22 protein-coding genes are annotated in these 26,539 nt (G+C 64.7%); 6 read left to right on the top strand and 16 right to left on the bottom strand.

Annotated features, from left to right (window positions below; genetic code table 11):
* Positions 1-25: 25 nt before the first annotated feature.
* The 13 genes from CH293_RS22390 to infC all read right to left on the bottom strand — a co-directional run bounded on the left by CH293_RS22390 (position 26) and on the right by infC (position 12,541).
* Complete coding sequence (locus CH293_RS22390; protein ID WP_037107800.1) at positions 26-541, bottom strand: arginine repressor; 516 nt, start codon at positions 539-541, stop codon at positions 26-28.
* Positions 538-1,473, bottom strand: coding sequence for an ornithine carbamoyltransferase (gene argF, locus CH293_RS22385; protein ID WP_094721526.1), 936 nt, complete (start codon positions 1,471-1,473; stop codon positions 538-540). Before argF ends, CH293_RS22390 begins: the two co-directional genes overlap by 4 nt.
* 1 nt (position 1,474) lies before the next feature.
* On the bottom strand, positions 1,475-2,674 hold the full coding sequence (locus CH293_RS22380) for an acetylornithine transaminase (protein ID WP_037107794.1): 1,200 nt from the start codon (positions 2,672-2,674) through the stop codon (positions 1,475-1,477).
* Entirely contained in the window at positions 2,671-3,573 is a 903-nt protein-coding gene (gene argB, locus CH293_RS22375; protein ID WP_037107791.1) for an acetylglutamate kinase, read from the bottom strand. Before argB ends, CH293_RS22380 begins: the two co-directional genes overlap by 4 nt.
* Positions 3,570-4,796, bottom strand: a complete 1,227-nt coding sequence (argJ, locus tag CH293_RS22370; RefSeq protein ID WP_037107787.1) for a bifunctional glutamate N-acetyltransferase/amino-acid acetyltransferase ArgJ — start codon at positions 4,794-4,796, stop codon at positions 3,570-3,572. Before argJ ends, argB begins: the two co-directional genes overlap by 4 nt.
* A complete protein-coding gene (gene argC, locus CH293_RS22365; protein ID WP_037107843.1) occupies positions 4,793-5,848 on the bottom strand; it encodes an N-acetyl-gamma-glutamyl-phosphate reductase in 1,056 nt (351 codons plus the stop codon). Before argC ends, argJ begins: the two co-directional genes overlap by 4 nt.
* A gap of 46 nt (positions 5,849-5,894) precedes the next feature.
* Positions 5,895-6,491 (bottom strand): hypothetical protein, encoded by a 597-nt coding sequence (locus tag CH293_RS22360; RefSeq protein ID WP_094721525.1) that lies wholly within the window; start codon positions 6,489-6,491, stop codon positions 5,895-5,897.
* Positions 6,492-6,548: 57 nt separating this feature from the next.
* Positions 6,549-9,035, bottom strand: a complete 2,487-nt coding sequence (pheT, locus tag CH293_RS22355) for a phenylalanine--tRNA ligase subunit beta (protein WP_094721524.1) — start codon at positions 9,033-9,035, stop codon at positions 6,549-6,551.
* A gap of 52 nt (positions 9,036-9,087) precedes the next feature.
* On the bottom strand, positions 9,088-10,158 hold the full coding sequence (pheS, locus tag CH293_RS22350) for a phenylalanine--tRNA ligase subunit alpha (RefSeq protein WP_094721523.1): 1,071 nt from the start codon (positions 10,156-10,158) through the stop codon (positions 9,088-9,090).
* Between the two features lie 67 nt (positions 10,159-10,225).
* Positions 10,226-11,032 (bottom strand): RNA methyltransferase, encoded by an 807-nt coding sequence (locus CH293_RS22345; RefSeq protein WP_037107775.1) that lies wholly within the window; start codon positions 11,030-11,032, stop codon positions 10,226-10,228.
* Positions 11,033-11,070: 38 nt separating this feature from the next.
* Positions 11,071-11,460 carry a 50S ribosomal protein L20 gene (rplT, locus tag CH293_RS22340; protein ID WP_019665808.1) on the bottom strand — a complete coding sequence of 130 codons (390 nt, stop codon included), beginning with the start codon at positions 11,458-11,460 and terminating at the stop codon, positions 11,071-11,073.
* A 90-nt stretch (positions 11,461-11,550) separates the two neighbouring features.
* Complete coding sequence (rpmI, locus tag CH293_RS22335; protein ID WP_037107772.1) at positions 11,551-11,745, bottom strand: 50S ribosomal protein L35; 195 nt, start codon at positions 11,743-11,745, stop codon at positions 11,551-11,553.
* Between the two features lie 94 nt (positions 11,746-11,839).
* Complete coding sequence (gene infC, locus CH293_RS22330) at positions 11,840-12,541, bottom strand: translation initiation factor IF-3 (protein WP_020112045.1); 702 nt, start codon at positions 12,539-12,541, stop codon at positions 11,840-11,842.
* A gap of 394 nt (positions 12,542-12,935) precedes the next feature.
* Here infC and CH293_RS22325 point away from each other — a divergent pair, with 394 nt between their 5' ends.
* A complete protein-coding gene (locus CH293_RS22325; protein WP_026347894.1) occupies positions 12,936-13,286 on the top strand; it encodes a DUF1844 domain-containing protein in 351 nt (116 codons plus the stop codon).
* 139 nt (positions 13,287-13,425) lie between these two features.
* Here CH293_RS22325 and uvrA read toward each other — a convergent pair whose 3' ends face one another.
* Entirely contained in the window at positions 13,426-16,350 is a 2,925-nt protein-coding gene (uvrA, locus tag CH293_RS22320; RefSeq protein ID WP_094721536.1) for an excinuclease ABC subunit UvrA, read from the bottom strand.
* A gap of 252 nt (positions 16,351-16,602) precedes the next feature.
* Between uvrA and CH293_RS22315 the strand changes: the two genes are divergently transcribed.
* The 3 genes from CH293_RS22315 (at position 16,603) to CH293_RS22305 (ending at position 21,184) form a co-directional block, all read left to right on the top strand.
* A complete protein-coding gene (locus tag CH293_RS22315) occupies positions 16,603-17,292 on the top strand; it encodes an MBL fold metallo-hydrolase (protein ID WP_094721522.1) in 690 nt (229 codons plus the stop codon).
* A 126-nt stretch (positions 17,293-17,418) separates the two neighbouring features.
* The gene (locus CH293_RS22310; protein WP_094721521.1) at positions 17,419-18,756 is read left to right on the top strand and encodes a DoxX family protein; all 1,338 of its coding nucleotides are present in this window, start codon (positions 17,419-17,421) and stop codon (positions 18,754-18,756) included.
* A gap of 193 nt (positions 18,757-18,949) precedes the next feature.
* Complete coding sequence (locus CH293_RS22305) at positions 18,950-21,184, top strand: ATP-binding domain-containing protein (protein ID WP_176460092.1); 2,235 nt, start codon at positions 18,950-18,952, stop codon at positions 21,182-21,184.
* Positions 21,185-21,296: 112 nt separating this feature from the next.
* Here the strand turns inward: CH293_RS22305 and CH293_RS22300 are convergent, their stop codons facing one another.
* Entirely contained in the window at positions 21,297-21,749 is a 453-nt protein-coding gene (locus CH293_RS22300; RefSeq protein WP_019665816.1) for a universal stress protein, read from the bottom strand.
* A gap of 183 nt (positions 21,750-21,932) precedes the next feature.
* Between CH293_RS22300 and CH293_RS22295 the strand changes: the two genes are divergently transcribed.
* Positions 21,933-24,821 carry an alpha/beta fold hydrolase gene (locus tag CH293_RS22295; RefSeq protein WP_094721519.1) on the top strand — a complete coding sequence of 963 codons (2,889 nt, stop codon included), beginning with the start codon at positions 21,933-21,935 and terminating at the stop codon, positions 24,819-24,821.
* A complete protein-coding gene (locus tag CH293_RS22290; RefSeq protein WP_037107757.1) occupies positions 24,818-25,672 on the top strand; it encodes an ABC transporter permease in 855 nt (284 codons plus the stop codon). The genes CH293_RS22295 and CH293_RS22290 overlap by 4 nt, the downstream gene beginning before the upstream one ends.
* Positions 25,673-25,684: 12 nt before the next feature.
* Here CH293_RS22290 and CH293_RS22285 read toward each other — a convergent pair whose 3' ends face one another.
* The gene (locus CH293_RS22285; protein WP_094721518.1) at positions 25,685-26,539 is read right to left on the bottom strand and encodes a hypothetical protein; all 855 of its coding nucleotides are present in this window, start codon (positions 26,537-26,539) and stop codon (positions 25,685-25,687) included.

The raw sequence follows: 26,539 nt of genomic DNA, 5'->3' as shown, positions 1-26,539 counted from the left end.
AGTTCTGCTTTCCACATCGTTCGGATCATTCGGCACGTCGCGCCAGTTTCTCGATCTTGTCGGCAAGCTCGCTGCCGGTAACGGGTTCTCGGGCAATCACGAAGATGGTGTCGTCTCCGGCGACCGTGCCGACGATTTCGCGAAGCGACGCCCGGTCGAGCGCACTGGCCAGATACCCCGCTGCGCCGGGAGGTGTGCGCAATACCGCTTGGTTGCCGCTCGAATCGGTCGACACGAGCAGTTCACCGAGCAACCTGGTCAGCCTGTCGGTACCCCCGGACACGCCTCGGACCGGGTTACCGTCCTCGGGCACCACGTACACGCCGACGCCACCGTCCGCGGCACGCAGCTTCACCGCGCCCAACTCGTCGAGGTCCCGCGACAACGTCGCCTGAGTGACGTCGATGCCTTCCGACGCCAACAGCGTCGCGAGTTCCGGCTGACTGCGGACCTGATGGTTCGACAGCAGCGCAACGATGCGCGCCTGCCTCCCCGCCCGCGTCGAGGCAGTCAACGGAACCGACGACGCTTCCTCGCTCACGGTCGTCGTGCCTGCTCGAGCAGCCAGACCAGCAGCGCCTTCTGTGCGTGCAAACGGTTCTCGGCCTCGTCCCACACCACGCTCTGCGGGCCGTCGAGCACCTCGTCGGCGATCTCCTCGCCGCGATGCGCGGGAAGACAGTGCAACACAACGGCATCGGACTTGGCTTTGGACAGCAGCTCGGCGTCGATCCGGTACGGCCTGAACGGTGCGACGCGGTCGAGACCGTCGTTCTCCTGACCCATCGACGTCCACGTGTCGGTGACGAGGGCGTCGGCGCCCTCCGCGGCTTCGTACGGGTCCTCGGTGAGAGTGATACGTGCACCGGTGATCTCGGCGCGCGCACGAGACGCCTCGACCACAGCGGGCAGCGGCGCGAATTCACGAGGCGCAGCGATGGTCACGTCGATACCCGCGGTGACACCACCGAGCAACAGCGAATGAGCCATGTTGTTGGCACCGTCACCGAAGTACGCGAGTTTCAGTCCCTTCAGCTCGCCCTTCCGCTCCGCCAGAGTCTGCAGATCGGCGAGGACCTGGCACGGATGGAACTCGTTGGACAGAGCATTCACGATCGGCACCGTCGCTCCGGTGGCCATCTGTTCGAGTCGTTTCTGCCCGAACGTGCGCCACACGATTGCCTCCACGTACCGCGACAGCACCCGGCCGGTGTCCTGCAGCGTCTCCTCACGTCCGAGCTGAGTGCTCTGCCCGTCGACCACCACGGCATGCCCGCCGAGTTGCGCGATTCCGATCTCGAAGGAGAAGCGGGTGCGGGTGGAGTTCTTCTCGAAGATGACGCCGACGCCCTGCGGTCCCTCCAACGGCCGCGTGGAGAACGGTGCGCGCTTGAGTTCTGCTGCGAGCGCCAACACCTCGGCCTGCTCCTGCGGCGTGAGATCGTCGTCCTTGAGGAAGTTCTTCAGTGCCATGTCAATCCGTTTCGTCGGCAGTGTCGAGAATTGTGGGCAATGCCGCGACGAACGACGCCGCCTGTTCCTCTGTGAGAACCAAGGGCGGGGCCAAGCGCAGAACGTCGGGCTGGGCGGCATTGATCAGGAAGCCTGCATCGCGGGCAGCGGATTCGGCTTTGGCTGCGACGGCCTTCGACAGTACGACGCCCAGGAGGAGACCGGATCCGCGAACGTGGTCGATCAGCGGATGGTGCAGCTCCTCGATGGAGTGTGTGATGACCTTGCCCAGCCTGTCGGCGTGAGACACCAGGTCGTCCTCGGCGAGAGTCCGAAGCACCGCCAGCGCGGCCGACGCGCACACCGGATTTCCACCGAACGTGGTGCCGTGCTTGCCCGGATGAAGCAGGGCGGCTGCCTCGCCGATTCCGATGCACGCACCGATCGGCAGTCCCCCGCCGAGCCCCTTCGCCAACGTGATGACATCGGGGACGATACCGACGGCCTGATGCGCGTAGAACCATCCGGTCCGCCCGATGCCCGTCTGCACCTCGTCGAGGATCAGCAGAGCTCCGTGCCGCGCCGTGATCTCCCGTGCGGCGAGCAGATAGCCCTCCGGCGGCACCACGACACCGCCCTCGCCCATGATCGGTTCCAGGAAGACTGCCGCAGTGTCCGAATCAACGGCAGCCTCCAGTGCGGCGACATCTCCGTACGGCACGTGCTCCACGCCCGCGGGCATCGGCTCGAACGGCACGCGCTTGTCCGGCTGACCCGTCAAGGCGAGCGCACCCATCGTTCGCCCGTGGAACGCCTTCTCGGCGGCAATGATCTTGGGCCGACCGGTCAACCGCGCAATCTTGAACGCTGCTTCGTTGGCCTCGGTACCGGAATTGCACAGGAACACGCGTCCGTGCACGCTCGCACCCAGATGGGACAGCAGCTGCTCGGCGAGCGCGATACCCGGCTCGGTCGCATACAGGTTCGAGGTGTGCCCGAGCGTCGACAGCTGGGTCGTGACCGCGTCGATCACAGCGGGATGTGCATGGCCGAGAATGTTGACGGCGATACCGGCGAGCAGGTCGAGGTACTGCTTACCGTCGGCGTCGGTCACAACGGCGCCCTCACCGCGCACCAGAGCAACGCGTGGCACACCGTAATTGTCCATCAACGAATTCGACCACCGCGCTTGGAGGTCGACGGTCGTGGTGTGCTCGGTCATGAATGCTCTCCTGATAGTTCCGGCGCCGACACCATCGTGCCGATCCCTTCGCCTGTGAACAGTTCCACCAGAACCGAATGCGGAACCCTACCGTCGATGACGTGTGCAGACGGCACACCACCCTGGACCGCTCGTAGGCACGCCTCCATCTTCGGCACCATCCCCGCGTCGAGCGAGGGCAGCAGAGCAGTCAGAGAATCCACGTCGATCTCCGACGTCAACGACGACCGATCCGGCCAATTCGTGTACAGCCCTTCGACATCGGTGAGTACTACGAGCTTCTCCGCACCGATCGCCTCGGCAAGCGCAGCGGCAGCGGTGTCGGCGTTGATGTTGTGCACCACGCCCTCGGCGTCGGGAGCGATGGTCGACACCACCGGAATCCTGCCTGCCGCAATGAGATCGAGGACCGCGTCGGGATTCACCGAAGTGACGTCGCCGACGAGGCCGATGTCGGTCGGCGAACCGTCGACCATCACCGAACGCTTGGATGCCGTGAACAGGTGGGCATCCTCACCGGAGATCCCCACGGCGTACGGCCCGTGACTGTTGATCAGCCCGACGAGCTCGCGTCCGACCTGGCCGAACAGAACCATCCGGACGATGTCCATCACCTCGGGCGTCGTGACGCGGAATCCACCACGGAATTCTCCGGTCATACCCAGCCTGGCCAGCATCGCGTTGATCTGAGGCCCACCGCCGTGCACCACCACAGGATGCAATCCGACGGTTCGGAGAAAGACCATGTCCTCGGCGAAGGCGCGCTTGAGTCCCTCGTCGATCATCGCGTTCCCGCCGTATTTGACGACGACGATCTTGTCGTTGAACTTCTGCAGCCACGGCAAGGCACCGGCCAGCGTGTGCGCCTTCTGCGACGCCGTCAGATCGAGTTCGGTCATGACGAGTACGCCGAGTTCTCTTCGACGTACCCGTGGGAAAGATCGGTCGTGCGAATCGTGACGACGGACTCGCCGACACCGAGATCGATCCGAACTTCGATGTCCTCTCCGGACAGGTCGACCTCACGGGCACCCGGAGCTCCGACACCGTCGACGCAGACCGGACTCCCGTTGAACGACACTGCAATACGGTTCGGGTCCAGCTCGATCGGGGCGATACCGACTGCTGCGAGCACCCGGCCCCAGTTGGGATCGGATCCGAAGAGAGCCGTCTTGACCAGGCTGTCCCGTGCCACCGTGCGCGCACCGACCAAAGCGTCGTCCTCCGACGCAGCCCCGGAGACCGTGACCTTCACCCGCTTCGTGACACCTTCGGCATCCGCCATCAACTGATCGGCCAGATCGTCACACACCGCCAGTACCGCGGCGTTCAGCTCGTCCTGGCTCGGAGAGACACCGCTGGCTCCCGACGCAAGCAGCAGAACCGTGTCGTTGGTGGACGTGGCCCCGTCGACATCGAGGCGATCGTAGGACAATCGTGTCGCGTTCCGCAGCGCGGTGTCCAACTGCTCGGCCGATGCGACGGCGTCGGTGGTGACCACGCTGAGCATCGTCGCCAACGAAGGAGCAAGCATGCCCGCGCCCTTGGCCATTCCGCCGACGTTCCACTTGTCGACATGATGGAAGGCAGCCTGCTTCGGAACCGTGTCGGTGGTCATGATCGCGTACGCGGCATCCGTTCCGCCCGAAATGCCGCCCGCCAACTCGTGCACCACTTCGGTGACACCGGGAATCAACTTGTCCATCGGCAACCGATCGCCGATCAGACCCGTCGAACACACAGCAACTTCGCCGGCACCCGTCTCGGTGCCCCAATTGCTCAACGCCGAGGCGACCTCTTCCGCCGTTCGATGCGTGTCCTGGAACCCGCCCGCACCGGTGCAAGCATTGGCCCCACCGGAGTTGAGAATCACCGCACGGAGCTTGCCCGCGGTCAGCACCTGCTGAGACCACAGCACCGGTGCGGCCTTGACCTTGTTTCGCGTGAAGACACCCGCCGCAGCCGTATCGGGCCCTTCGTTGAACACCAGCGCCAGGTCGGACTTCCCGCTGGCTTTGATGCCCGCCGCGATACCTGCACCCTTGAATCCAGCAGGTGCAGTGACACCCTGGTTCCGGACGAGCTTGCCCTGAAGCGCCGTCGCTTCGGTCGAACTGCTCACGGTGCGACTCCTACGGTCGAAAGTCCGTCGGTCTCGGGCAGTCCGAGAGCGAGGTTCATGGATTGGACCGCAGCGCCTGCCGTCCCCTTGGTCAAGTTGTCGATGGCAGCGATGACAACGAGCAATCCGGCGTCGGCGTCGACCGACACACTCAGCTGCACCGCGTTGGACCCGATCACCGCACCCGTCTGCGGCAATCGTCCCGATGACAGCACATGGACGAACGGTTCTGCTGCATAAGCCTTCTCGTACACCTCGACGGCCTGCGCCTCGGTCGCTGTGGTCCGCGCGGTGCACGTGGCCAGAATGCCACGCGGCATCGGTGCCAGGACGGGCGTGAACGACACGGACACCGGCTCCGGCGACAGCGCCGACAGGTTCTGCACGATCTCCGGGTTGTGCCGATGCGCCCCTGCAATGCCGTACGCCCGCACCGACCCCATCACCTCGGAACCGAGCAGATCCGCCTTGGGCGCACGGCCGGCACCCGACGAACCGCTGACGGCCACCACGTTCACCCGCGGCTCCACGATCCCCGCTGCAACCGCAGGGGCGAGCGCAAGACTCGACACCGTCGGATAGCACCCGGGAACTGCGATCCGGGTAGCTCCGATCAGCTTCTCTCGATGGCCGGGGAGCTCGGGCAACCCGTAGGGCCACGTACCCGCGTGAGGCGACTTGTAGTACTTCTCCCACGCGGAGGCGTCGGACAACCGGAAATCGGCGCCACAGTCGATGATCACGACGGACTCTGGGAGTTGTTGCGCGATCTCCGCGGACTTGCCGTGCGGCAATCCCAGGAAGACGACCTCGTGTCCTTCCAGTTCGGACAGCGTGGTCTCACCGAGAACGCGGTCCGCGAGGGGCAGCAGGTGCGGGTGGAACTCGCCCAGCGAGGCGCCCGCATTGCCACCCGCGGTGAGAGATCCGATGACGATTCGTCCCGACTGCACGCCCGGATGACCGAGCAACAGTCGCAGAATCTCGCCGCCTGCGTATCCACTGGCGCCCGCGACGGCAATCCGCAGGGGCGCACCATTCCGATCGTTCATACGATGATTATGCATCACCATGCAAGCTCATTCACGACCGGGTCGATCATCCGTCCTTCATCGACCGTCGGATTTCGTCGAGCTTCTTCCGACCCGCGGCCTCACGCTCGTTCCACTGCTCGTCGAGCGTGCGACCCGCAGGCGTCCCGTGATCCAACTCCTCACGACCCAACGCCGTCGTCGCACGGCCCTCGACCTTGTCCCGAACGCTGTCCCACGTCGGCACACCCTGGTCGGTGAAACCCGTCGGCGAATCATGGTTGGAGAAACCAGAACTCACTCCCCCGCCGATTGCGCCGTCGATCGCGCTGTCGTCCACCAACTCGGCGTCGAGGATGCCCTGTCGAGGAATTTCCGTCGGTGTCCCGCCCAGCGGAGAATGACCGGGAGTTGTCGGGTCGTTCCGCGGACTCGACTCCTGCGGATCTCCCAGCGGCTGATCGATGTGAGGCTTGGTCGTGTGCGGGACGTCCACATCGGGAATGTCACCGGGCGGAACCGTCGACGGATCCGCGTTCGCCGTATCCAGTTCCGCCAGCAGAGCCGACGCCGCCGCGCGGACGGGTGCGAGTGCGCTGCGCCCGCCCACCGCGGCGAGCACCTCGCGCAGTACTGCGACGTCGGTTCGATCGTCCGTGGTCATACTTCCTCCTGAGCAGTAGGAAAGTCGTACGACACCAGGCTACGGACTCGGCGACACTCAGCCTCGCAGTTCGGCCCCGACGGCGTCCTTCGCAGCCGCCACCGCCGCATCGCGTGCCTCGGTGGCCTGCGCCTCGGTCAGTGTTCCGTCGCTGCCGCGGAACACCAACGCGAATGCCAGAGACTTCTTGTTCGCACCGACCTGCTCACCTTCGAACACGTCGAACAATCTGATGCTCTCGAGAAGTTCACCCGCGCCTGTGTACAGCGCAGCTTCGACATCGGCCGCTGGAACCGATCGCTCGACGACCACAGCAACGTCCTGAAGTACCGCAGGAAACGGCGACACGATCGGGGCCGGAAGAGACTCGACGATCGGGAGCGCATCGAGATTCAACTCGACAGCGCACGTGCGCGCCGGCAGTTCCGCCCGCTCGAGAACCGCCGGATGCAGCTCGCCCGCGTACCCGACGACGCTGCCGTCGACAAGCAGTTCGGCGCAGCGACCGGGATGCCACGGAAGGTACTGCGCCGCACGGAACTCCAACTCCACACCCGCAGCAGCAGCGATTATCCGAGCTGCGGCGAACGCGTCGGACGCATCGGCTGCGCGCCCCGGTCCCCACGGACCCGACGGATCGCGCTGGCCGGTCAGCACAGCACCGACGAACACCGGCTGGTCCGGAAGCGACCCACGCAGGCGCGCGATCTCCTCCTCGGTCGGACGCTCGTGAACCGCGAGCGCGTCGACGGGGGCCGTGTGATCACCGGGGCGGACGACCTGAGCGATCCCGAACAACGACAGATCACGTTGACCCCGGCTGACGTTGCGCGCCAGAATCTCCAGCAAGCCCGGCAACACCGTGGTCGCGAGCTCGGGACGGTCGGCTTCCAGCGGATTCAGCACCGAGGTGGTCCGGCGTCGAACATCGTCAGCGGGAAGACCCCACCTATCGAACACCCCGGTCGGTAGGAACACCGTTGGCAGCACCTCGACGTATCCGGCGAACGCGAGCGACTTGCCGACGGCGCGCCTTCGCTTCTGGGTGGCCGTCAAACCGCGCCCAGCCGGCGCTGTCGGCAGAACGGACGGAATCTGTTCCAGGCCCTCCAAACGGAGGACCTCCTCGACGAGGTCGGCGGGTTGCTGCAGGTCCGGCCGCCACGTCGGCGGAGTCACCACGAGTTCTCCGTGGCCCGAGTCGCTGACACCGACCTCGACGTCACACCCGATCTGCGTCAGACGCCGAGCGGCCGTCCCGTTCGGGTACGCGACCCCGGCGACCCGATCCGGCAGATCGAGATCCATCCGGACGGCATCGAACACGTGCGGCTTGCCGATATCGGTCAGCACCGACTCGACACGACCTCCGGCGATCTCGACGAGCAACTGTGCCGCACGATCCAACGCGGCCACGGGCAACGCCGAATCGACGGTGCGCTCGAAACGCTTGCTCGCCTCACTCGACAACTTGTGCCTGCGACCCGTGCGAAACACCGCGAGAGGATCGAACGTCGCTGCCTCGAGGATCACGTCGACAGTGTTGTCGTCGACTTCCGTCGACGCGCCGCCCATGACACCTGCGAGAGAAACCGCACCCGAATCATCTGCGATCACGACATCCTCGACGTCGAGAGTGCGCTCCACACCGTCGAGTGTGGTGAGCTTCTCCCCCGCCTTCGCGCGCCGGACGACGATGTCGCCACTGAGCTTGTTCGCATCGAACGCATGCAGCGGCTGGCCCAACTCGTGCAGCACGTAGTTGGTGACGTCCACCGCCGCCGAGATGGGCCTGATCCCCGCCAGTAACAGCCTGCGCTGCAACCACCACGGGGTGGCGGCGTTCGGGTCGATGCCACTGACCTTGCGTAGCGCGAATCGGGTCGCCCCGGAATCGGCATCGACCGTCGTGGGCCACGTGTCGGCCTCGTTGTTCTGCACCGGCCCTGCCGCGGGGTCCGCGAACTCCAGATCGAAGCTGCTCGCGAGCTCCCGAGCCAGCCCTCGGACGGAGAAGGCGTATCCGCGGTCGGGTGTCACGTTCAACTCGATCACTGCGTCGTCGAGCCCCAGCACAGCTTTGGCGTCGTCACCGGGAACCGCGGTACCTTCCGGCAACACCAGAATTCCCGACGAGTCCCGCCCCAACCCCAGCTCAGCTGTCGAGCAGATCATGCCGTTGGACGTCTTGCCGTACGTCTTGCGCGCCGCGATCGCGAATCCGCCGGGCAGCACACTTCCCGGCAGGGCTGCGACGATGAGATCGCCTTCGGCGAAGTTCCTTGCACCGCAGACGATTTCCTGCAATTCCTCGGCGCCGACGTCGACATGGCAGAACCGAATCGGCTTCTTGAACTCCGTCAACTCCTCGATCGACGAGACACGCCCGATCACGAGCGGTCCGGTGACATTGTCCAGCGACTCCAGCTCCTCGACCTCGAAGCCGACGCGAACGAAGCCTTCGTCGAGTTCTTCGGGGGTCACCTTCCACTGCGGCGCAGTGCGCTGCAGAACCTCGGTCAGCCAGGATTGTGGAACTCGCACGTCTGCTCAGCTCTTTCTACGGATCGAAACTCGGTAAGGGCAGTTCTCGAGATCAGGCGTCGACGCCGAAGGGGATCGTGAAACGGATGTCACCCTCGACGATGTCTCGCATGTCGGGAATGTCGTTGCGGAACTGCAACGTTCGCTCCAGACCCATACCGAAGGCGAAACCCGAGTACACCTCTGGATCGATACCACTCGCCCGCAGCACCTTCGGGTTGACCATTCCGCAGCCGCCCCATTCGACCCAGCCCGGGCCACCCTTCTTCTTCGGGAACCAGACGTCGACCTCGGCGGACGGCTCGGTGAACGGAAAGTAGTTGGGCCGCATACGAGTACGCGTTTCCCCACCGAACAGCGCCCGAGCGAATGCGTCGAGCGTGCCGCGTAGGTTCGCCATCGTCAGACCCTTGTCGATTGCAAGACCCTCGACCTGGTGGAACACCGGGGTATGCGTTGTGTCCAGTTCGTCGGTCCGGAACGTCCGCCCGGGGCAGACGATGTAGATCGGCACCTCACGCGACAGCATCGACCGCACCTGAACCGGCGACGTGTGAGTACGAAGAACCTGACGCGACCCCTCGGGTGCGATGTGGAACGTGTCCTGCATGGTCCGAGCCGGATGGTCCGGCAAGAAGTTCAACGCGTCGAAGTTGAAATGCTCGGTCTCGACCTCCGGGCCCTCCTCGACCTCCCACCCCATCGCGACGAACACATCGGCAACCTGGTCGGCGATGATCGTGATCGGATGACGAGCGCCCACCGGGCACCGTGTCGACGGAAGCGTCACGTCGATGGTCTCGGCGACGAGAATCGCGGCGTCGCGCTCGGCAAGCAGCACCTGGCGGCGGGCATCGAACGCCTTCTGCACGCGATCGCGAGCGACCTTCACCCGCTTACCGGCATCAGCCTTCTGATCACCCGGAATCGATCCGAGCGCACGCTGCGCCAACGCAAGCGGCGCCCGGTTGCCGATGTGCTCGATCTTCACCTGCGTCAACTCGTCCAGATCACGAGTAGCGGTGAAAGCCTTCTCGGCCCCGTCGGCGGCGGCATCGAGAGCAGCCGGCTCGAGCACGCTCGGATCTACCGGCTGGGCGTTGTCGGCTTCTTTCTTCGCCACGAGTGCTGCAACTCCTTGGTGGTGTGGATTGATGTCCCTGGAGGACGATTCTAGGCGAGCGACAAAGTCATTTATGCCCGGACCTGCGGTGAGCTCGCGCGCTGGCGTAGAGGCAGATCGCCGCCGCCGTCGCCAGGTTCAGGCTTTCGGCTCGGCCGTGAATCGGAATCCTGACGCGATGATCAGCGGCAGCCGTGACTGCGGGCGCCAACCCGTGCGCCTCGTTGCCGAACAACCAGGCCGTCGGCCGGCTCAGGATTTCGTCCGCATCGTCGAGGTCCACATCACCGTCGGCTGCCGTCGCGAGAATCGTGACGCCGGCCGCACGCAACGCGTCGAGCCCGGCGTCCACCGATCGCTCGCGAGCGATCGGGAGATGAAACAAACTGCCTGCCGACGCACGAACGCACTTGCCGTTGTGCGGATCGACCGCATCTCCGAGCAGAATCACCGAGTCCGCACCTACTGCGTCGGCGACCCGTATGACCGTTCCGGCGTTGCCCGGTTCGGACACCTCCACGGGAACAGCCACCAGCTGCGGGTTTCCGTCGAGAGCCACTCGGACATCCACATCGACGGTGCGGCACACAGCGACCACACCAGGCGGAGTCACCGTGTCCGACAAGCCCTTGGCGGCGCGTTCGGTGATCGCATGGACCGGAACGCCCGTCGTACGCGCGAGATCGAGCACGACACCGTTGCGGTCTGCCGAGTCTTCTCGAAAGAACACCTCTCGCGCGACGCCGGCGTGCAACGCCTCCGCAACGGAGTTGGTGCCCTCGGCGAGAAAGAGACCCGTCTTCTTTCTTTCGGCGGCGCGGAGGAGCTTCACAGCCGAAACGACCCGTGGCGTTCGCTCGGTGAGCGTGTCCACGGGTCGTTTCGGATCGAGATCGTCGTGCGTCAACCTGCTCAGGCTGCTTCTCCGGCAGGGGCGTTGACGTCGGCAGGCAGTGCAGCCTTGGCGATCTCCACCAAGGAAGCGAATGCAGCAGCATCCGAGACAGCGAGCTCGGCGAGGATCTTGCGATCGACCTCGACGCCTGCAGCCTTCAGGCCCTGGACGAAGCGGTTGTAGGTGATGTCGTTGGCGCGAGCTGCAGCGTTGATACGCGTGATCCACAGCTTGCGGAAGTCACCCTTGCGAGCCTTGCGGTCGCGGTATGCGTAGGTGAGCGAGTGGAGCTGCTGCTCCTTGGCCTTGGTGTACAGACGTGAGCGCTGTCCGCGGTAGCCCTTGGACGCTTCGAGAATCGAACGGCGCTTCTTCTGGGCGTTGACCGCCCTTTTTACGCGTGCCACTGGTAAATCCTGTCGATCTGGGGGCTTGTCACAAAAACCCCGAATGGTATGGGATGACGCCGGCCGACTTCGCCGACTACGAAGTCCAGATCAGATGCCGAGCAGGCGCTTGATCCGCGGCTCGTCGGCCTTCGTGACGACTGCAACGCCGTCGAGACGACGGGTCACCTTGGTCGGCTTGTGCTCCAGCAGGTGGCGACGGCCGGCCTTCTGACGCAGGATCTTGCCGCTGCCGGACACCTTGAATCGCTTCTTGGCGCCACTGTGGGTCTTCTGCTTGGGCATGGAGTCCTCAGTTCTGTGTTGCTCTATCGGTCTTGCTCGGCACGATCCGTGCCGGTTTCAACCGACACGGATCGTCTAACTGGTCGTGCTTGGTTCAGGAGCTCGGCGGCGTCGCCGCAGCCGGAGCATCTCCCGCTGCAGGCTCGGCAGGTGCGGGCTCGGCGGCCGGAGCCGGAGCTGCTGCACGCTGAGCCGGCGGAGCTGCCGCACTCTCCTGCGCCTTGACGCGAGTCTTGGCACCCTTGTGGGGAGCAAGCACCATCGTCATGTTGCGTCCGTCCTGCTTCGCGGACGTTTCCACGAAACCGAGATCGGCGACATCTGCACCTAGACGCTGCAGCAGTCGGAAGCCGAGCTCGGGACGCGACTGCTCACGTCCACGGAACATGATGGTGACCTTGACCTTCGACCCGGCTTCGAGGAAGCGAACAACGTTGCGCTTCTTGGTCTCGTAGTCGTGTGCGTCGATCTTCGGGCGGAGCTTCTGCTCCTTGATCACCGTCAGAGTCTGGTTCTTGCGCGATTCACGCGCCTTCTGTGCTGCCTCGTACTTGAACTTCCCGTAGTCCATGATCTTGCAGACCGGCGGACGAGCGTCGGGAGCCACTTCTACGAGATCGAGATCGGCTTCGAGAGCCAAGCGGAGTGCATCTTCAACACGCACGATGCCAACCTGTTCACCGCCCGGTCCGACTAGACGAACCTCGCGAACACGGATGTTGTCGTTAATGCGAGTCTCAGTGCTGATGGGGCCTCCTAGGTAGTGCGATGTGGGGTCGAGCCGACCGCCTGGCACAGCCCGCCTGCCCGCTTGTCCTACGACGACGGCGCCGCCGGGACGTCCATGCCTTGCGGCACTGACCCGTACAACGCAAAAACCCTGCTCAGCATTTCCGCTGAAGCAGGGCCCGAAGTCGACCGGTCGGACGAACACCGCACGCGATGCACATCCCCTCTTGCGAGGAAGCTCGGAACTGCGCCTCGACGGCGCCTGTCCGAGTGACCGGACCGGAATCAACCTGAGCTGAAAACCGGTGGGAGTCGGGCTCCACTTGCTGCCTTCGAGTAACAATCCCCAGCTGGAGAACGCGTCGAAGACGGTCGTTGAAGAACTGTACCAGCCGACCAGGCTGTTCGCCGAATCGGCGCTGGCGGACGCTGCTCACCGTCGCCGTGACATCCTCGTAGACATGAGCAACCCCGAACATGCCGACGAGCCGGACGTCCGCGAACTCGCCGACGTCCCCGCCGTCGAGGTGATCAGCCGCGCCGCCGTGATGCTGATGAGCTCCGCAGCCGAAAAGCTCGGACTGTCCGAAGCCGACCCCTCCTCGAGCCCCCACCTCGACCTCGACGAAGCCCGACGAGTCATCACCGCCCTCGCAGGCCTCGTCACCTCCTCGGTCGAATACCTCGGACCCCACGCAGGCCCCATCCGCGAAGGACTCCAGGCACTGCAGAAAGCCTTCCGCGAAAACTCCGCCTACCCCGACGAGCCCGGCAAGGGCCCCGGCGAGAAATACACGGGGCCGGTGTACTGATCACCCGTTCCCCCGTCGGACCGAACGTGCCGTTCGGTCACTTGAGCCCGCCTGAAGTGACTGAACGTCACATTCGCTCCGGAAAGAGCGGGAGGAACCGGAGCGAATGTGACGTTCGGTGCAGAGGCGGTCGGAGAGGTCAGACGGCTGCGGCTTTGCGTGGACGCCGCTTCTTGACCGGCGCCTTTTTGGTGTCCTTCACGGGCTCGCGGGTGAGTGCCTCCTGCAGGAACTTGCCGGTGTAGCTCTCCGGCACTGCCGCGACCTCTTCGGGGTTGCCCTGGGCCACGACGGTGCCTCCGCCGGAACCGCCTTCCGGACCCATGTCGATGATCCAGTCCGACACCTTGATGACGTCGAGATTGTGCTCGATGACGATGACGGTGTTGCCTTTGTCCACCAGTCCGTTGACGACGCCGAGCAATTTGCGGATGTCCTCGAAATGCAGGCCGGTCGTCGGTTCGTCGAGAATGTAGACGGTCCGACCGGTGGAGCGTTTCTGCAGTTCTGACGCCAGCTTCACTCGCTGCGCTTCACCACCGGACAGGGTGGTCGCGGGCTGACCGAGCCGGACGTATCCGAGGCCGACCTCGACCAAGGTCTTGAGGTAACGGTGGATGGACGTGATGGGCTCGAAGAAATCGGCTGCCTCCTCGATCGGCATGTCCAGTACCTCGGAGATGGTCTTTCCCTTGTAGTGCACTTCGAGTGTCTCGCGGTTGTAGCGAGCTCCGTTGCACACCTCGCACGGCACGTACACGTCGGGAAGGAAGTTCATCTCGATCTTCAGCGTGCCGTCTCCCGAGCATGCCTCGCACCGACCGCCCTTGACGTTGAACGAGAAACGGCCCGGTTGGTAACCGCGCACCTTCGCCTCGGTGGTGGCTGCGAACAACGTACGAATCTTGTCGAACACACCGGTGTACGTGGCTGCGTTGGAGCGGGGCGTACGTCCGATGGGTGACTGGTCGACGCGAACCAACTTGTCCAGTTGGTCGAGTCCGTTGATTCGCGTGTGGCGTCCCGGGACCTGGCGAGCACCGTTGAGCTTGTTCGCCATGACCGTCGCGAGGATGTCGTTCACGAGCGTCGACTTTCCCGATCCCGACACACCGGTGACCGAGGTGAGCACGCCGAGCGGGAAACTGACGTCGATTCCCTTGAGGTTGTGCTCGCGAGCACCGACGACGGTGACCTGGCGCTTCTTGTCCACCACGCGTCGGAGGTCGGGCAGCGGGATCTCGAGGCGACCTGCGAGGTAGGCACCCGTCAGGGACTCCTCGTTCTTCAGCAGGTCCTGGTAGGACCCGCTGTGCACAACTCGTCCGCCGTGCTCGCCTGCCTGCGGTCCGATGTCGACGACCCAGTCGGACGTACGGATGGTGTCCTCGTCGTGCTCGACGACGATCAGGGTGTTCCCGAGATCTCGCAGTCGAGTGAGGGTGTCGATGAGTCGACGGTTGTCCCGTTGATGCAGGCCGATCGACGGTTCGTCGAGGACGTACAGAACGCCGACGAGACCGGATCCGATCTGCGTGGCGAGCCTGATGCGCTGAGCCTCTCCGCCGGAGAGGGAACCTGCTGCGCGGGACAGCGACAGGTATTCGAGGCCTACGTCGAGCAGGAACCCGAGCCTGGCCTGGACCTCCCTGAGAACCTGACCTGCAATGGCCTCTTCCTTGGCTCCGAGGGTGAGGCTGTTCAGGAAGTCGGCGGTGTCCGAGATCGACAGACGGCAGACGTCGGCGATGGACTTCGCGCCGAATCCACCCGCCTCGATGGTGACGGAGAGGATCTCCGGCCGAAGACGATCTCCACCGCACGCCGGGCATGGGACGTCACGCATGTACCCGTCGTAGCGTTCCTTCATCTGCTCGGATTCGGTCTGCTCCAGCCTGCGATGCAGGAAGGGCATGACGCCTTCGAACTCCGCGTAGTACGACCGGGTACGCCCGTACCGATTCTTGTACTTGACGTGAACCTGATGCTCACTGCCCTCCAGGACAGCGCGCTTCACTTTTGCGGGCAGCTTGCTCCAGGGCGCGTCGAGGTCGAACCCCATCGCGTCCGACAACCCGGACAGCAGCCGGCCGAAGTACTCCGATGTCTGCCCCATCGACCACGGCGCGATGGCGCCGTCGGCCAGGGACAGATCCGGGTCCGGTACCACCAGATCCGGATCGACCTCTTTGCGCACACCCAGCCCGAGGCACTCCGAACACGCACCGTAGGGCGAGTTGAACGAGAACGACCGGGGCTCGAGATCGTCGATGGACAGCGGATGCGCGTTGGGGCAGGCCAGCTTCTCGGAAAAGCGACGCTCGCGATCGGGCGAGTTCTCGTCGATGTCGACGAAATCCAGGACGACGATCCCGTCGGCGAGGCGTAGCGCCGTTTCGACCGAGTCCGTCAACCGCTGCTTCGAACTGGCTTTCACCGTGAGGCGGTCGACGACCACCTCGATGTCGTGCTTTTCCTGCTTCTTGAGCTTGGGGGGATCGGTCAATTGGTGCACCACGCCGTCGACGCGGACTCGCGAGTAACCCTGAGTGTTCAACGACTCGAACAAGTCGACGAACTCGCCCTTGCGGGTACGGACCACGGGAGCGAGCACCTGGAACTTGATGCCCTCTTCCATCGCGAGCACCTGGTCCACGATCTGCTGGGGTGTCTGCTTGGCGATCTTCTCCCCACACACCGGGCAGTGAGCCGTGCCTGCGCGCGCGAAAAGCAGACGCAGGTAGTCGTACACCTCGGTGATGGTGCCGACGGTCGAGCGCGGATTGCGGTTGGTCGACTTCTGATCGATGGACACCGCAGGCGAAAGACCTTCGATGAAATCGACGTCCGGCTTGTCCATCTGACCGAGGAACTGACGAGCATAGGCAGACAGCGATTCGACGTAGCGTCGCTGACCTTCCGCGAAGATGGTGTCGAACGCCAGCGACGACTTACCCGAACCCGAGAGCCCGGTGAAGACCACGAGGCTGTTGCGCGGCAGGTCGATATCGACCCCCCGCAGGTTGTGTTCCCGCGCACCTCGTACGACCAGGCGATCCGCCACAATTTTCCCTTCTTTTCGGAAGTGTTCGAACACCGAACGCCGGTACCGACGACTCTCGCGTACCACCGAACGAACCGATCCAACCGATGCTGTTGTGATGCACACGTGAAGATCCAGTTCACGCACGAGCAATGCTAGGCCGACCCACCGACACGTTTGCCCGGCGCCGCAGCGGTCAGTTGCCACGCAACACTCGGGGCTTACCCAGGGTCGAACAGGCAACGCGCTCGAGCCGACGGTAGCCTCCTCGCAATGGACGAGCACCTCATGGTCATCGACGACCAGTACACCGGCGCGGTTTCCCCAGGATCGACGCCTCAGCGGCGGCAGATCTCCGGCGGCACGATCACCAAGATGTCGGTCGGCCCGATGGACAACAACTCCTACCTCGTCGTTTGTTCCACCAGCGGTGAGTCGCTTCTCATCGACGCCGCCAACGAGGCCGAGCGCCTGTCACAGCTCATCGACGAGAACGCGCCGACCCTCAGCTTGATCGTCACGACGCACCAGCATGCGGATCATTGGCAGGCGCTGGAAGACATCGCGGGCGGAACGGCGTCGCCCACGGCTGCACACACCTTGGACGCGGAACCGCTCCCGGTCACCCCGGACCGTCTGCTGGCCGACGGTGACACCATCGAGGTGGGCAGCCTCACACTGAAAGCAATTCACCTGCGTGGTCACACACCGGGGTCCATCGCGCTCGCTCTCACGGACGCCAAGTCGGGTGTCACTCATCTCTTCACCGGCGACTCACTGTTCCCCGGAGGTGTCGGAAAGACCTCCACACCCGAGGATTTCACGCAGCTGCTCGACGACGTCTCGTCCAAACTGTTCGACGAGTACGGCGACGACACTGTCGTCTATCCCGGGCACGGCAAGGACACCACGATCGGCGCGGAGCGCGGATCCCTGGACGAGTGGCGCTCGCGCGGCTGGTGATCTTCTCGGCGCGCTTGAGATGCCCGAACCCCGGGTATGGATACGGTGGAGCGGCGCAGGTACCTGTTCTCGGACGGGTGTCCGCGCCGAACATCGACGTTCATCGACCCATCCAGGAGGCTGTCAATGCTGGTCCGCCGTATCGCTCGTCCGCTGATGTCGACCATCTTCATCGCCGGAGGGATCGACGCACTGCGTAACCCCGCCGGGAAGGCGAAGGTTGCGGCACCCCTGATCGAGCAGGGGCAGGACACACTTCCTGACAGCGTCACATCGAACGTGCCGAGCGATCCCGAGACCCTCGTCCGCATCAACGGCGCAATTCAGGTCGGCGGTGGAATCCTCCTGGCGACGGGCAAGGCCCCGCGGATCGCGTCGCTCGCTCTGGCAGGCAGCCTCGTGCCCACCACGGTCGCCGGCCACGCATTCTGGAACGAGACCGATCCCGCCGCGAAGGCTGCACAGCGCACTCAGTTCTTCAAGAACGTCAGCCTGCTCGGCGGTCTTCTGATCGCCGCCGTCGACACCGAGGGCAAGCCGTCTCTGGCGTGGCGTGGACGTCGGGCTGCACGCAAGGCGCAGGAATCCGTCGTCTCGGCGTTGCCGGGGACCCACGACACCGCCGACCACCTCGGTGCCGCCACTGGACGCATCCGCGAGATCGCGTCGGTAGCTGCTACCCGCAGCGCGGACCTCGCCGAGGCAGCACAGCCTGTCGTCTCTAAGTGGGCCGATGTCGCTGCCGAGAAGAGTTCCGATCTCGCCGACGCCGCCCAGCCCGTTGTCTCGCACTGGGCCGACGTTGCAGCAGACAAGGGATCCGACTTCGCCGACGCCGCCCAGCCGGTCATCTCACGATGGGCACACAAGGCCGCAGATCGAGGTCACGACCTCGCCGAGGTCGCGCAGAAGCGCGGCTCGAAGCTCGCCGAGGAAGCAGCCGATCGTGGACAGGATCTGGCGAAGGTGGCGCAGAAGCGTGGTTCCAAGTGGGCCGAAACCGCCGCCGATCGCAGCGAGGAACTGACCGAACTCGCTCAGAAGCGTGGCTCGAAACTCGCAAAGAAGGCGCAGAAGCGTGGTTCGCAGCTGGCCGAGGACGCAGCCGACCGCGGCGCAGAACTGGCCGAGCTGGCCCAGAAGCGCGGCTCCAAGTGGGCCGAAACCGCCGCCGATCGCGGCGCGGACCTCGTCGACGCCGCCCAGGACCGGAGCGGAAAGTGGGCCGACGTGGCGTCGGCGCGTGCGGCCGAGTTCGCCGACGTCGCTCAGGAACGCGGAAGCAAATTGGCGGAGCTGGCCGCGGATCGCACGGAGACCCTGAGCAACCGCGCACGCAAGCGTGCAGAGAAGCAAAGCCGTGAGTTCGACAAGGCCACCGAAAAGGCTCGCGCGAAGCTGGACAAGAAGGTCGAAAAGGCACGCAAAGAGCTCGACAAGCGCGTGCAGAAGTACTCCAAGTAGGTCGAACCGAACCGAGAGCCCCACCCGCGAGCAGCAGTTCTGCGGTGGGGCTCTCGTTCGTCGTAGACTACTTGGGCGATTTTCGCGCATCTATTCGCCGAACTCCCGAGGAGAACCTTTGCCGGACGACGGCCTTTCGGTCACCAGCGATCAGCACTTGACCGACCAGGATCGCGAGCAGTCTTACGTCACAATGCTCTACGACCAACTCGACGCCCTACGGAAGTACGCGCAGAACCGGCTCAGCACCGTCTTGCTCGAGACCGGGGGCACACCGCAGGCGCGAAGTGAACGCGAATCGTTCACGCATCTCTACACCGACGACATCGCGAAGTACGACGCCGCCGAGAACGGCCTGTGCTTCGGACGGATCGACCTGTCCACCGACGGTGACGACTCGCCGGTCCGCTACGTCGGCCGCGTCGGGATTCTCGACGAGGCCAACGATTACGAAACGCTGCTGCTCGACTGGCGCGCGCCCATGGCCCGCCCGTTCTACCTCGCCACGCCTGCTGCGCCGGAGAACGTGCTTCGTCGGCGTCACATCCGCACGAGGAGTCGTCGGGTCACGTCGCTGGCCGACGAGTACCTCGATCTCGCTGCCGCGCAGAAAGTCGGCTTGAGCTCCGATTCCACCGGTGTCGCGGGCGAAAGCGCTCTGCTGTCGGCTCTCGACGCTGCCCGAACGGGTCAGATGAACGACATCGTCGAGACGATCCAGAGCGAACAGGACGCCATCATTCGCTCCGAGCATCGCAGTGTGCTCGTGGTGCAGGGAGGGCCTGGTACCGGAAAGACTGCCGTGGCACTCCACCGTGCCGCCTACCTGCTCTACACCTATCGTCAACAGCTCGCCAAGAGCGGCGTGCTCATCATCGGACCGAACGCCACGTTCCTCGACTACATCGGCCAGGTACTCCCTTCACTCGGTGAGACCGGAGTGCTTTTGTCCACCATCGGAAACCTCTACCCGGGAGTGCGGGCGACGCTCGACGACTCCACCCTCGCGGCACAGGTCAAGGGATCCACGTCGATGGTCGCGGTGCTCACCAAGGCGGTACGCGATCGCCAAGAGGTGCCGTCGGAACCGAAGCGACTGCGTTTCGACACTTACGACATCACCCTCGACCGCAAGATCGTCACCCGCGCTCGGGGGCGAGCCAGGTCGTCTCGACGGCCCCACAACCTGGCGCGGCCGCTGTTCGTGGCGTCCGTCGTCGACGGGCTCGCACAGCAATTGGCGGCGAAGTTGGGCGAGAACCTGGTCGACGGCGGCAGCCTGCTCAGCCGGGACGATATCGCCGACATGCGGGACGAGATGAAGGAAGACGCCGACGTGATGGCGGCGATCGACGAGCTGTGGCCGGATCTCGCTCCACAGCAAGTACTTCGAGATCTGTTCGCCTCTCCCGAACGCATCGCGTCGGCTGCACCGGACCTCACCCCCGCGGAGCGTGACGCACTGGTCCGACGCGGACGCGGTTTCTCCTCGGCCGACGCACCTTTGTTGGACGAACTCGCCGAGCTGCTCGGCATCGACGACAACGCCGAGCGCGAACAAGCAAATCGCCAGTGGCGCAACCAAATCGCCGACGCACAGGGCGCACTGGATATCCTCACCGGGTCCGCACCACAGGACCTCGAAGACGAACTCGACCCCGAAATCCTGATGGCGTACGACCTGATCGACGCGAGCCAGCTCGCCAGCCGGCAGGACTCCGGCGCACGTCTCACCACGGCCGAACGCGCCGCCGGGGACCGCACCTGGACGTACGGGCACGTCATCGTCGACGAGGCCCAGGAACTGTCCGACATGGCGTGGCGAATGATCATGCGCCGCATACCGAATCGGTGGATGACACTCGTCGGGGACGTCGCGCAGACCGGGGACCCCGCCGGCACGACATCGTGGGCTCAGGTACTGGAACCGTATGTAGCGCAGCGGTGGAAGAAGACCGAGCTGACGGTCAACTATCGAACGCCGTCGGAGATAATGACCGTTGCCCGTGACGTTCTCACGGCAATCGATCCAGTCCAGTCGGTACCACGATCGGTGCGAGATTCGGGCAATGTCCCGTGGGCACAGGAAGTCACCGAGACATCGTTACCGGGTACCGTCGAACAGCGTCTGACCGAGCACCCGCGCCCAGGCATCAGCGTCGTGCTGGCACCCCACGACAGGGTCGACGAGTTCGCGCACCTGAGGTCGGAAACCGTAACGGTGTCCACGGTCAAGGAGGCGAAAGGACTGGAATTCGACTCGGTTCTCATCGTCGAGCCCTCCGACATCGTCGACGAGTCCCCCATGGGAATGAGTGATCTCTACGTCGCTCTCACACGCGCGACGCAGCGGCTGGGCGTCGTGCACACCCGCCCACTGCCCGACGAACTGCGTTCGCTCGCACCGTTCGACGCCCTGGTCCACTGACCGCGCAGTAGGTGACCCGCGCAGTAGGTGACCCGCGCAGTAGGTGACCCGCGCAGTAGGTGACAGAAGACTGTGGCCCGGCGGACACTCCGCCGGGCCACAGTGGTCTCGTCTACCTGACGGTGTGAACGATGAGGACGTCGCTGGTGGACTTCCTCGCTGCGTCGGACGGCACGGAGCCCAGCAGCCGGCCGGTCAACGAATTGAGTCCGCGGTTTCCGACGACGAGCAGATCCGCCTTGACGTCGTCGACCAACTGCAGCAGCGACTCGACGGGGGCGCCGACGATCGCACGTTCGTCGATGTTCTTCGCGCCCGCTTTGACAGCGTGCTCGCGCGCGGTCCGAAGGATGTCGTGTGTCGGAGCAGAACCGGTGATCTGGTACGCATCCTCACGCAACGCGTCGGCTGCCTTACCGGTGTCCTTGGGATCCGCCGGGTAGTACGCGCAGGCGATCACCAGCGTCGCGTCCGCGTCACCGGCGATCGACGCAGCCTTCTCCACTGCGCGCAATGACGATTCGGACCCATCGGTTCCGACGACGACGGTGCGATAGGCACTCATTCATTCCTCCAGTTGTAGGTGTTCTGTCACACATTCGACGATGCTTCTACAGGCACGTTCGTGGTCGATCACAAGCCGATCCGCCGGTCCCCGTGCCCATTTCGATGACCCTATCTGCATCCGCCGGATGTGAGGCGGAGTTCGGCGACAACACGACTCTCGTGCCTCACATACATTGGTCACATGCACATCCCCCGGCCGCTTCGGTCGCCAGGAACCGCCGTGTTCGCCGCACTCCTCGTCGCGCTCGTTCTAGCGGTCTCGATCTTCTACGCATTCCGCTCCCCTGCGTCCGAAGACGCGGCGTCCACTCTCGACGCCAGGATCACCGTACCGGAGGCCCCGGGCAGTTCCGAGACGATCGACCTCGATTCCCGCCTGTATGTGCCCGAGACGACCCCCGCACCCGCCGTTCTACTCGCTCACGGATTCGGGGGCGACAAACTGTCGGTCGACGGTCAAGCTCGCTCGCTGGCCGCGGACGGTTTTCTCGTGCTCACCTACAGTGCACGCGGCTTCGGTGAGAGCGGAGGAACGATCTCACTGAACGACCCGAACGGTGAGGTCGCAGACGGCCGCGCACTGATCGACTGGCTCGCGGAGCGGCCGGAGACACTCCTCGACGCCCCCGGCGATCCACGCGTCGGTGTCGCGGGAGGGTCGTACGGTGGGGCACTTGCCCTCAGTGTCGCCGGAACCGATCCGCGCGTCGATGCGGTCGCCGCAGCGATCACGTGGAACGACCTCGGCGAAGCCCTGTTCCCCAACTACGGCGTGACCGGCGACGAGGCACGCGCCTCGCTGGCCGCAATCGACTCACCTGCCGGATCCGTCTACGGGGGACCCGGCGTCCTCAAACGAGGATGGGCGGGAGTGTTCTTCGGCGCTGGAAGCACCCCGGCGCCGGACACGAGCGACGGTGCCGACGCGTCCTCGACGGGATGCGGCCGTTTCGCGCCCGAGTTCTGCGCCGCATACGCACAGTCTGCAGTCACCGGACAACCGACACCCGAACTCCTCGCTCTTCTCAGCGCCCACTCACCCGCCGCCGTCGCGTCGAACATCACGGCACCGACGCTTCTCGTGCAGGGTCTGCAGGACACACTGTTCGGACTCGACCAGGCCGACACGACCGCCCGCCAGATTTCGGAGGCCGGCGGTGACGTGGAGGTCCGGTGGTTCGGCGGTGGGCACGACGGGGGCGGAACCAACGGAGGCTCCGATGCTGCGATGGAGGACTTCCTGGATGCGAAGCTCCGCGGCACGGACGCCACCGACAGCGGCGAACAACCGTTCAACTACGCAGTGCAAGGATCCGCCGTCGAACAGGAACGCGCGCGGAACCGACGATTGACCGCCCCGGACTACCCAGGTCTCGCCGGTGACCCGGAGCCGTCGTCGGCACAGTTCGTCGATGTCGAGCTGTCGCCGAAATCCACGCCTGTCACGGATGCTGCAGCAGACAATCCAGCAGAAGGAACCGCTCCTCCCGCCGAGCAGACCATCGTGAGGCCACCCGGCGCATCCCCGTCGGCAATCTCGTCCGTCCCCGGTCTGGGTTCGGCTCTGTCCGCTCTGACCGCCACTCCGGCGGGCGCTGCGCTGTCGGCCGACATTCCCGGCCAGTCGGCTACCTTCGAGGGCGAGCCACTCGCCGAGCCGCTCAACATCACGGGCTCGTCGCGCGTGAATCTTCGTATCGGAGCATTCGCTCAGCCCCAGGAAGCAGTTGTCTTCGTCAAGCTCTACGACGTTGCGCCCGACGGCCGCCGCACGCTTCCCGGTGGCGGCGTCGCAGCCGTGAGACTGCCGAGCACCGCCACGGAGGGGTCGATCCCCGTCACCGTGACGCTGCCGGGCATCAGTTACGCAGTTCCACAGGGCCACCACGTCGAGATATCGGTGTCGACGACCGATCAGGCCTACGCGGTTCCGCTGGAGCCCGCGCAATTCGTCGTATCCCTCGACGATCCGACTCTGTCGGTGCCGTCTGTGGAAGGTGCGTCGACGGGCACCAGTTCCGTCCCGACCGCTCCCCTCGTCGGGATCGGTGCGATCGCACTCGCCGTGGCTGCGTTGATCGGTGTCAACATCGTGCGGGGACGTCGCAGAATCGTCGCGGAGGTCGACGAATCACTCCTCGAGACACCTCTCCTCATCGACGGCCTCGAAAAGACCTACGCCAACGGGTTCAAGGCCGTGAACGGTGTGAGCTTCGAGGTGAAGAAGGGTCAGGTGCTGGGTCTGCTCGGACCGAACGGTGCGGGCAAGACCACGACGCTTCGCATGCTGATGGGCCTCATCACTCCGACCGCGGGTGAAATCCGCGTGTTCGGTCACAAGGTGTCGCCGGGGTCGCCTGTGTTGTCCCGCCTCGGATCCTTCGTCGAAGGATCCGGTTTCCTGCCACACCTCAGCGGTAGGGAAAATCTGAGCCTCTATTGGCAGGCGACTGGAAGACCCCCCGAAGACGCCCACCTGGAGGAGGCGCTGGAGATCGCCGATCTCGGCGCCGCCATCGAACGGAAGGTGAAGTCCTACAGCCAAGGCATGCGGCAACGCCTCGCCATCGCACAGGCAATGCTGGGACTTCCGGACTTGATGGTCCTCGACGAACCCACCAACGGTCTCGACCCACCGCAGATCCGCACGATGCGCGACGTCCTGATCAACTACGCGAAGACGGGACGTACCGTGTTGGTCTCGAGCCACCTGTTGGCCGAGGTCGAGCAGACGTGCACGCACGTCGTGGTCATGAACCGAGGCTCGGTCATCAGCTCCGGCACCGTTCGGGAACTGACCGAGGCCGGAGGCCAGACCGAAGTGCGCGTCGACGACGCAGAGCGGGGCGCGCGCGTCCTCGAAGGGCTCGACCTGGCACCGACGATCGTCGACGACACGACACTACGAGTCGACCTCGGAGCACTCGACCCTGCGCGGGTCACCCGAGCGCTGTTCGACGACGGTCTGCAGCTTCGCGGCCTCTCGCAGTCGACTCGCCTCGAAGACGTGTTCCTCGACCTCGTCCACAACGACGCCCTGCCTGCGGCGTCGACGAAGGAGACCACATGAGCGCGCACCTGGACGGGCGAGTCGACGGTTACTCGTCGGGAAAGACGCTGCCTTTTCGGACCGAACTGCGACGCCAGTTCGGGCGTCGTCGAACGCAACTCTCGATCGGATTCCTTGCCCTGCTCCCGGTCATCCTGGCGATTGCATTCGCGGTGGGCAGCGACTCGGCGGACTCCGATGCAGGCGGGCTCATCGAACTCGGTACTCGCGGAGGCGTCAACTTCACCGTGTTCGCTCTGTTCATGTCCGTCGGATTTCTGCTCATCGTGGTCGTCGCCTTGTTCTTCGGCGACTCGGTGGCCAGCGAAGCGTCCTGGTCCTCGCTCCGCTATCTGTTGGCGATCCCGGTACCGCGTACCCGTCTGTTGATGCAGAAAGCACTGGTGTCCGCGACACTGTCCATCGCAGCGATCGCCACGTTGGTTGTGGTGTCTCTGGGGCTCGGAACTGTGCTGTACGGCGCCGAGCCGCTGGTGACACCGTTCGGAGATGGCCTGTCCTACGCCGAGGCGCTCGGTCGCTTGCTGATCGCAGTGCTCTACATCTGCATCAACCTCTTGTGGGTCGCAGGCCTCGCAATGTTGCTCTCGGTGCTGACCGACGCACCGCTGGGCGCCGTCGGCGGCGCGGTGATGACCTCCATCCTGATGCAGATACTCGATCAGATCACCGCCCTCGGCTCGCTACGCAACTACCTGCCTGGCCACTACGCGAACACGTGGATCGACGCGTTGTCGCCCACGATCGAATGGAACGACATGGTCGTCGGATCCTTCTCCGCCCTCGCCTACGCCGCAGTGTTCGGAATTGCAGCCTGGCAACGATTTTCGACGAAGGACATCACCAGCTGACGGACGCTCGGCCTACTTCTTGTTGAACACACCGTTCGGGAACACGCCCTGATCGATGACCGTGTCCCGCCACGGTGTCGCGAGTTCCACCAGGCGTGCCGCGCCCTCCTCACCCAAGGCAGCCCACGGCGCGAGGGCCAAGTCGTTGGTGATGTCCTCCACCAACCCGCGTAGATCGTTGCCGTGCTCGGTGAGGGCACCGTCCGCGTCGACGATCTCACGGTCGCGAAGCGTGTCCAGGCCGTCGTTCCACTGTTCGGTCGACCATCCCCGACGCTTCTGCGCAAATTCCTTCTCGAACCCCTTGCCCGTTGCGGTGTGCGTGATGAGCGCCTGAATGCCGCTCAACTCCGCTGTCTGCAACGCCGCGATGTGCCCGTCGCCTCGATGCTCGCGGAGCAGCGTCAACGCGTGCCAGAATCGGAGGTGTGGCACCTCGGGCCAGTCGAGCTCGGCGTACGCGGCATACAGAGGACGTCCGTCGTCGCCGGGAATGTGGCTTGCCGCAATCGATGCCAGTTCGGCGGCTTCGGACATGGCAGATGATTCCACGACGTCCTGCCCCAGCAGCCGGGTATACGCATCGCCGACCGCGCGGTACCGGATCTCGACGACCCGTTCCGGTGACACCGCCTTCCATGCCGCGGGTACGAGGGGCTCGATCAACTCACGATTGAAGTTGTAGAACGTCGCGGCCACTACGCCCGCACCGACAGCCCCCAGCGGAGCGGCACGACCGGCGAAGTACGGCGCCCGCCCCTCCAGACCTGCCCCCGACAGTGCGTCCTGGGTCTCCGGAACGAAGTAGCTCAACGAGTGCAGAAGTTCGAGTGCACGCGCACTCCTGCCGGCAGTGGAAGCGTCCAT

Origin of the sequence: Rhodococcus sp. 14-2470-1b, assembly GCF_002259415.1 — a bacterium.
GTDB lineage: Bacteria > Actinomycetota > Actinomycetes > Mycobacteriales > Mycobacteriaceae > Rhodococcoides.
Note: the sequence above shows the minus strand (reverse complement) of the source record. Positions and strands in the feature narration are given on the sequence as shown.

What these genes read in the sequence shown, in the direction of transcription:
- CH293_RS22380 (WP_037107794.1), bottom strand. Translation starts at nt 2,674, where the DNA reads ATGACCGAGCACACCACGACCGTCGACCTCCAAGCGCGGTGGTCGAAT.
- CH293_RS22305 (WP_176460092.1), top strand. Translation starts at nt 18,950, where the DNA reads ATGCTCTACGACCAACTCGACGCCCTACGGAAGTACGCGCAGAACCGG.
- CH293_RS22315 (WP_094721522.1), top strand. Translation starts at nt 16,603, where the DNA reads ATGGACGAGCACCTCATGGTCATCGACGACCAGTACACCGGCGCGGTT.
- argF (WP_094721526.1), bottom strand. Translation starts at nt 1,473, where the DNA reads ATGGCACTGAAGAACTTCCTCAAGGACGACGATCTCACGCCGCAGGAG.
- CH293_RS22290 (WP_037107757.1), top strand. Translation starts at nt 24,818, where the DNA reads ATGAGCGCGCACCTGGACGGGCGAGTCGACGGTTACTCGTCGGGAAAG.
- CH293_RS22310 (WP_094721521.1), top strand. Translation starts at nt 17,419, where the DNA reads ATGCTGGTCCGCCGTATCGCTCGTCCGCTGATGTCGACCATCTTCATC.
- argB (WP_037107791.1), bottom strand. Translation starts at nt 3,573, where the DNA reads ATGACCGAACTCGATCTGACGGCGTCGCAGAAGGCGCACACGCTGGCC.
- argC (WP_037107843.1), bottom strand. Translation starts at nt 5,848, where the DNA reads ATGAACGATCGGAATGGTGCGCCCCTGCGGATTGCCGTCGCGGGCGCC.
- CH293_RS22360 (WP_094721525.1), bottom strand. Translation starts at nt 6,491, where the DNA reads ATGACCACGGACGATCGAACCGACGTCGCAGTACTGCGCGAGGTGCTC.
- CH293_RS22325 (WP_026347894.1), top strand. Translation starts at nt 12,936, where the DNA reads ATGAGCAACCCCGAACATGCCGACGAGCCGGACGTCCGCGAACTCGCC.
- CH293_RS22300 (WP_019665816.1), bottom strand. Translation starts at nt 21,749, where the DNA reads ATGAGTGCCTATCGCACCGTCGTCGTCGGAACCGATGGGTCCGAATCG.
- CH293_RS22285 (WP_094721518.1), bottom strand. Translation starts at nt 26,539, where the DNA reads ATGGACGCTTCCACTGCCGGCAGGAGTGCGCGTGCACTCGAACTTCTG.
- rpmI (WP_037107772.1), bottom strand. Translation starts at nt 11,745, where the DNA reads ATGCCCAAGCAGAAGACCCACAGTGGCGCCAAGAAGCGATTCAAGGTG.
- CH293_RS22295 (WP_094721519.1), top strand. Translation starts at nt 21,933, where the DNA reads ATGCACATCCCCCGGCCGCTTCGGTCGCCAGGAACCGCCGTGTTCGCC.